The sequence below is a fragment of the Rhizobacter sp. P5_C2 genome, from assembly GCF_054049715.1.
Window position 1 is genome coordinate 1 of sequence record NZ_JBFULV010000191.1, and the last position, 6,071, is coordinate 6,071.

6 protein-coding genes are annotated in these 6,071 nt (G+C 72.1%); 3 read left to right on the top strand and 3 right to left on the bottom strand.

The genetic code is table 11. The features are described from left to right. Nucleotides 1-519 (top strand): sulfite exporter TauE/SafE family protein (locus ACXJLU_RS32535; RefSeq protein ID WP_457337870.1); only part of this gene is annotated, 519 nt, incomplete at its 5' end. 85 nt (nt 520-604) lie between these two features. Next, on the top strand, nt 605-2,191 hold the full coding sequence (locus tag ACXJLU_RS32540; RefSeq protein ID WP_457337871.1) for an oleate hydratase: 1,587 nt from the start codon (nt 605-607) through the stop codon (nt 2,189-2,191). 145 nt (nt 2,192-2,336) lie between these two features. On the opposite strand, the gene ACXJLU_RS32545 is transcribed toward ACXJLU_RS32540, so the two are convergent. From ACXJLU_RS32545 to ACXJLU_RS32555, 3 genes are all read right to left on the bottom strand, one after another. Beyond that, the gene (locus ACXJLU_RS32545) at nt 2,337-2,795 is read right to left on the bottom strand and encodes a universal stress protein (protein ID WP_457337872.1); all 459 of its coding nucleotides are present in this window, start codon (nt 2,793-2,795) and stop codon (nt 2,337-2,339) included. A gap of 78 nt (nt 2,796-2,873) precedes the next feature. After that, nucleotides 2,874-4,697: an AMP-dependent synthetase/ligase gene (locus ACXJLU_RS32550; RefSeq protein ID WP_457337873.1), complete on the bottom strand. Its 1,824-nt coding sequence runs from the start codon at nt 4,695-4,697 to the stop codon at nt 2,874-2,876. 35 nt (nt 4,698-4,732) lie between these two features. Next, entirely contained in the window at nt 4,733-5,104 is a 372-nt protein-coding gene (locus ACXJLU_RS32555) for a high-potential iron-sulfur protein (RefSeq protein WP_457337874.1), read from the bottom strand. Between the two features lie 128 nt (nt 5,105-5,232). Here ACXJLU_RS32555 and ACXJLU_RS32560 point away from each other — a divergent pair. Further along, nucleotides 5,233-6,071: CoA-binding protein (locus ACXJLU_RS32560; protein WP_457337875.1), on the top strand; the 839-nt coding region annotated here is incomplete at its 3' end.

The window sequence follows — 6,071 nt, forward strand, 5'->3', positions numbered from 1 at the left end:
GCCGCGGGCGGCGCGCTGGTCGCCTCCAGCGTGTCGGCGCTCGCCTGGCTCGGCCAGGCCACGCCGGCCTTGCGGCCGCTGTGGGCCTTGCTGCACGTGGCCGGCGTCGCGCTCGGGCTGTGGCTGTTGTTCAGCGGCCGGCAGCCGCGCTGGCTGGCGCGGCTCGGGCAGGCCCCAGCCGTGGTGAACGTGCCCCGCGCCGGCTGGCAGGCGATGGCCGGGCCGCTGAAGGCGGGTGCGGCCGGCACGCTGTGGGTCGCGTGGCCGTGCGGGCTGCTGCAGTCGGCGCTGGTGCTCGCAGCGCTGGCCGATGGCCCGCTGGCCGGTGCCGGCGTGATGGCCACGTTCGGCATCGCATCGTCGCTCGCGTTGTGGGGCGCGCCGGTGCTGTGGGCGAGGCTCGACCGGCGCGCGCTCGCGTGGAGCATCCGGCTGGCCGGCCTGTGCCTGGTGATCGGATCGGGCTGGTCGCTGGGGCACGGGCTGTGGCCCGATTCACCGCTGTTCTGCGTGACCTGATCGGCACTGCTTGACGCCCGTCAAGCCGATGGCGAGGCGCCGCGGATTCAATGACGGCAGACCCTGAACTCTGCAGACAACGACCATGAGCCATTCCACGTCACCGCGCGCCTTCATCGTCGGCAGCGGCATTGCCGCGCTGTCCGCCGCCGTGCTGCTGATCCGCGACGCCGGCTGGCGCGGCCGCGACATCCGCATCCTCGAGGAATTGCCGGTTGCCGGCGGCGCGCTCGACGGCAGCGGCGACGCCATCGGCGGCTTCCTGACGCGCGGCGGGCGCATGTGGACCGAGGAGGCCTATGTGTGCCTGTGGGACGTGCTGTCCAGCGTGCCCTCGCTCGGCGACGCGAAGCGCAGCGTGAAGGACAAGGTGTGGCAGTTCAACGCCGAGGTGCTGACGCAGGCGCACGCGCGGCTGGTCGACCGCGGGCACCACATCCTTGACGCGAGCGAGCTCGGCTTCGACCTGCACGACCGGCTCGACCTGGTGCGCCTGCTGGTCACGCCGGAGCGGCTGCTCGGCACGCGCCGCATCGACGACTGGTTTGCGCCGCACTTCCTCGAGACGAACTTCTGGACGATGTGGCGCACCACCTTCGCGTTCCAGAACTGGCACAGCGCGGTCGAGCTGCGGCGCTACATGCTGCGCTTCCTGCAGGAGTTCCCGCGCATCCACACGCTGGGCGGGGTGCGGCGCACGGCGCTGAACCAGTACGACTCGGTGGTGCGGCCGATGCACGACTGGCTGGCCCTGCACGGCGTCGTCTTCGAGCACGGCAGCCGGGTGCTCGACGCCGACTTCGTCGACGAGGGCGCAGGCCGGCGCATCGAGGCCCTGCACGGCGAGCGCAACGGCCGGCCCTTCAGCCTCTCCGTCGGCCGCGACGACAAGGTGTTCCTCACGCTCGGGTCGATGACGGCCGACTCGCGCCGCGGCGGCCACGACCGCGCCGCCGAGCTGGTGCGCGAGCCGCTCGACGGCGCCTGGACGCTGTGGAAGCGGCTCGCGCGCAAGGCGCCCGGTTTCGGCCGCCCGCAGGCCTTCTGCGGCGACGTCGACCTGAGCAAGTGGCTGTCGTTCACGCTGACGCTGCGCAACCCGGCGCTGATCCAGCGCATCCACGAGTTCTCGGGCAACGCACCCGGCACCGGCGGGCTGATGACCTTCAAGGATTCGAACTGGCTGATGTCGATCGTCGTGCCGCACGCGCCGCACTTCGCGAACCAGCCCGACGGCGTCTGGACGGTGTGGGGCTACGGGCTGTTCGTCGACAAGCCGGGCAACTTCGTCGACAAGCCGATGGCCGCCTGCAGCGGCCGCGAGATCCTGGCCGAGCTGGTGCGCCACCTCGGCTTCACCGACATCCTCGACCAGCTGCTCGCCACCAGCACCGCGATCCCGGTGATGATGCCGTACATCACCAGCGAGTTCGCCTGCCGCGAGGCCGGCGACCGGCCGGCGGTGGTGCCCAGGGGGGCGCTGAACTATGCGCTGCTCGGCCAGTACGTCGAGATCCCCGAGGACGTGGTGTTCACGGTGGAGTACTCGGTGCGCAGCGCGATGCATGCGGTGTACGGGCTGCTCGGCATCGAGCGGCCGATCCCGCCGGTCTACCACGCGATCGCCGATCCGGCGGCGGCGCTGGCGGCGATGAAGACATTGCTCGGCTGAGCCGTCAGAAGCCCCTGGAGCCCTGCTGCCATGACCGGCCTGATCGTCATCGCCGTCCTGCTCGGCCTCGGCGTCATCGCGGTGGGCGTGCTGCTGTGGCTGCTGACCCACCCGCTCGATTGAAGACAGCGCGGCCGGGACGTGCTCAGGCGGCGGCTTCCGGCATGCGCACCAGCAGCACCGGCACCGGCGCCGAGCGCAGCACCTGCTCGGCATCGCTGCCGAGGAAGAACCGGCTCGCGCCGCGCCGCCCGTGCGTACCGAGCACGACGAGGTCGGCGCCCCAGCGCTGCACTTCCTGTTCGACCGCATCGGCCAGCCGGGTGCCCAGGCCCTCGAACAGCTGCGAATCGGCGGCCACGCCGGCCTCGGCCGCGCGCGCCCTGCCCTTGGCCAGGATCTCCTCGCCCGCGCTGCGCAGCATCGGCAGCACCTCGCCGGCATAGGCGCCGAAGCTCGCGTAGCCGGCGCTCATCGTCGGGTCCTCGACCAGGTTCAGCAGGCGGATCTGGCCACCGGTCAGCTTGGCCAGGCGGATCGCTTCGTCCAGGCCGCGCATCGAGGTGGCGCTGCCGTCGACGGGCACGAGAATGCGTTGGTACATGATGGGTTTCCCTTGCAGCGTGGCGACATGCCACCCCGCGAGTGTGGGAAGCCCGGGGCCTCGCAGGCTTGACGCAGATCAGCGCCGGTACAAGCCTTCGATCTCCTGCTCGAAACGAGCCATCAGGTTGTGCCGCTTGAGCTTCAGCGTCGGCGTCATCAGGGTGTTCTCGACCGTCCACGGCTCCAGGCTCAGCCACACCGCGCGCGGCACGCCGTAGCGCGGGAACGCGGCGGCCTGTTGCGCGATGCGCTGCAGCGCGGCCTGCTGCACCGCCGGCAGGTTCAGGCTGGCGGGCTGCACCGGGTCGACGCCCAGCGACTGCGCGAACGCCTGCCACTGCGTGCGATCGAGCACCGCCACCGCGGCGATGAACGGCCGGTTCTCGCCGAGCACGAACACCTGGCTGAACAGCGGATCGGCGGCGATCGCGAGCTCCAGGTCGGTCGGCGCGATCTTCTCGCCGGTCGACGTGACGATGATCTCCTTGATGCGCCCGAGGATGCGCACCCGCCCGCCCTCGTCGATCGAGGCCTGGTCACCGGTGCGCAGCCAGCCGTCGTCGGTGAAGGCGCGGGCGCTGTCCTCCGGCCGCTTCCAGTACCCCTTCATCACGTTCGGTCCACGCACCTGCAGCTCGCGGTTCTCGCCCACCCGCAGCTCGACGCCCCGCAGCGCGGTGCCGACGGTGGCCGGGTCGTTGTGCGCCAGCGTGTTGGCCGCCACCACCGGCGCGGTCTCGGTCATGCCATAGCCTTGCAGCACCGGCACGCCCAGCCCGAGAAAGCAGCGCGCGAGCGCCGGTGCGAGCGGCGCGCCGCCGCTCACCGCCACGCGCAGCCGGCCGCCGAAGCTCGCACGCAGCGGGCGGCCCACCAACGCATCGAGCAGCGGCGCGACCAGCAGTTCGGCCGCCGCCCACGGGCTCGCCTCGGTGGGCAGTCCCTGCCGCCGGCAGAAGCGCCGCCAGCCGACGCCCTGCGCCGCCTCGAACAGCCAGCGCTTCACGCGCGAGCCGGCCAGCCGTGCATCGAGCTGCGCGCGCACACGCTCGTAGATGCGTGGCACCGAGATCAGCACGGTCGGCCGCACGGTCCGCAGGTCTTCGGCCAGCAGCGCGACCGAGCGCGCATGCGCGACGCTGCTGCCGGCGGCGATCGGCAGGTAGTAGCCCGCCGTGCGCTCGAAGGTGTGCGACAGCGGCAGGAACGACAGGAAGACATCGTCCGGCCCCGGCGCGACGTGCGCGAGCACCGCCATCACGTTCGCGACCACGTTGGCATGCGTCAGCATCACGCCCTTCGGCTTGCCGGTGGTGCCCGAGGTGTAGACGACCGCGGCCAGGTCCTCGGGCTGCGGCGGCGTGGCCGGCAGGCCCGCAGCCTGCGCGCCGGCGGCCAGCCATTCGCCCAACGCGATCACGGGAATGGCGCCGCCCTGGGGGGATGCCATGGCGGTTGCGCCCACCACGACGACGCAGCGCAACGCCGGCAACGCGACGCCGGCGGCACGGATCGCTTCCCACTGCGCCACCTCCTGCACCATCAGCGCGGCCGCCTCGCAGTCGCCGAGGATGTAGGCGATGCTCGCGGGGTTGTCCAGCGCATGCATCGGCACCGGCACGCAGCCGGCGGCCATCGTCGACAGGTCGGCCCACACGGCCTCGACGCCGTTCGGCAGCAGCAGCCCGACGCGTGCGCCGGCCGGCAGGCGCAGCGCGGCCAGTGCCTGCGTCCAGCGCTGCACCGCGGCGGCGGCCTCGCGCCAGCTGAGCGCGACCCAGCGGGTCGCGGTGGGATCAAAGCGGTGGTAAGCGGTGTCTTCGGGGCTGCGCAGGACACGCGCGTCGAACAGTTCGGTCAGCGTGCGGGCGTGGGACAGGATCGGATCGTCGAGGGTCATCGCGCCATTGTCAGGTCAGAGCAGGTCAGGTCAGATCAGGGCCCGGCACGCCGCACGTAGGCGTCGCACCAGCCCTTGGCCGCCACCAGCTTGCGCGGGAACAGCGTGCACTCTGACCAGGGCTGCGCCGGTACCCGGTACAGCGCGCAGTTGTCGCAGGTGCTTCCGGGCGTGAACTTCGGATAGACCTTGCGGTCGACGCGCGCCACGTCCTCGACGTAGCCCACCGCCTTCGCGTGCGGGTCGCGCTCGTCCAGGTGCGCGAAGGTCGACGGGTCCGGCGGCGGTGCGGGTTTCGGCTTGGCGTGCACCGCCGGCGCGAGCCATGCCGCACCGGCCGGCACCAGCGCAATGAAGCGGCGCCGCGTGCAAGCCAGGTTGCTCGCCGGCTGGATCGGCAGGTCCATGGAATCTCCCCCTCGACGATGGATTGAACGGATCCATTCTTCGGTGTGCGGCCGCGCCGTGGCTTGCGCCACGTCAAGAAGCCCCCCGCGCACGCAGGCACCCCAAAGCCACGATGTCACACTGAACCATGAGCGTCCGCCACCTCGACCACCTGCTGGAACCCCGATCGATCGCCGTGGCCGGGGCCTCCGACCGGCCCGCGAGCGTCGGCGCGACCGTCTGGCGCAACCTGCGCGCGGGCTTTCGCGGCCCGCTGCATGCCCTCAACCTGCGGCTGCGCACGCTCGACGGGCAGCCGGTCTTCGCCCGCCCCGACCAGCTGCCGGCCGCGCCCGACCTGGCCGTGCTGTGCACGCCACCGGACACGCTGGCCGCGCTGGTCGAGCAGTTCGGGCGCTTCGGCACGCGCGCGGCCATCGTGATAACCGCCGGGCTGAGCCCCGCGCAGAAGCAGGCGCTGCTCGATGCCGCGCGGCCGCACGTGCTGCGCATCCTCGGCCCGAACTGCCTCGGGTTGCTGACGCCGCGCCTCGGGTTGAACGCGAGCTTCGCGCACACCGACGCGCTGCCGGGCAACATCGCCTTCATCTCGCAATCGGGCGCGCTGGTCACCGCGGTGCTCGACTGGGCCAAGGCACGCGGCGTCGGCTTCTCGCACCTGGTGTCGCTCGGCGAGCACGCGGACGTCGATTTCGGCGACCTGCTCGACCACCTGGCGAGCGACGCGCACACGCGCGCGATCCTGCTGTACATCGAGTCGATCGGCGGCTCGACCGCCACGGTGCGCAAGTTCATGTCGGCCGCGCGTGCCGCGGCGCGCAACAAGCCGGTGATCGTCGTGAAGGCCGGGCGCGCCGGCAACGGCATCCGCGCGGCGGCGTCGCACACCGGCGCGCTGGCCGGCTCCGACATCGTGTTCGACGCCGCGATCCGCCGCGCCGGCATGCTGCGCGTGGACACGCTGCA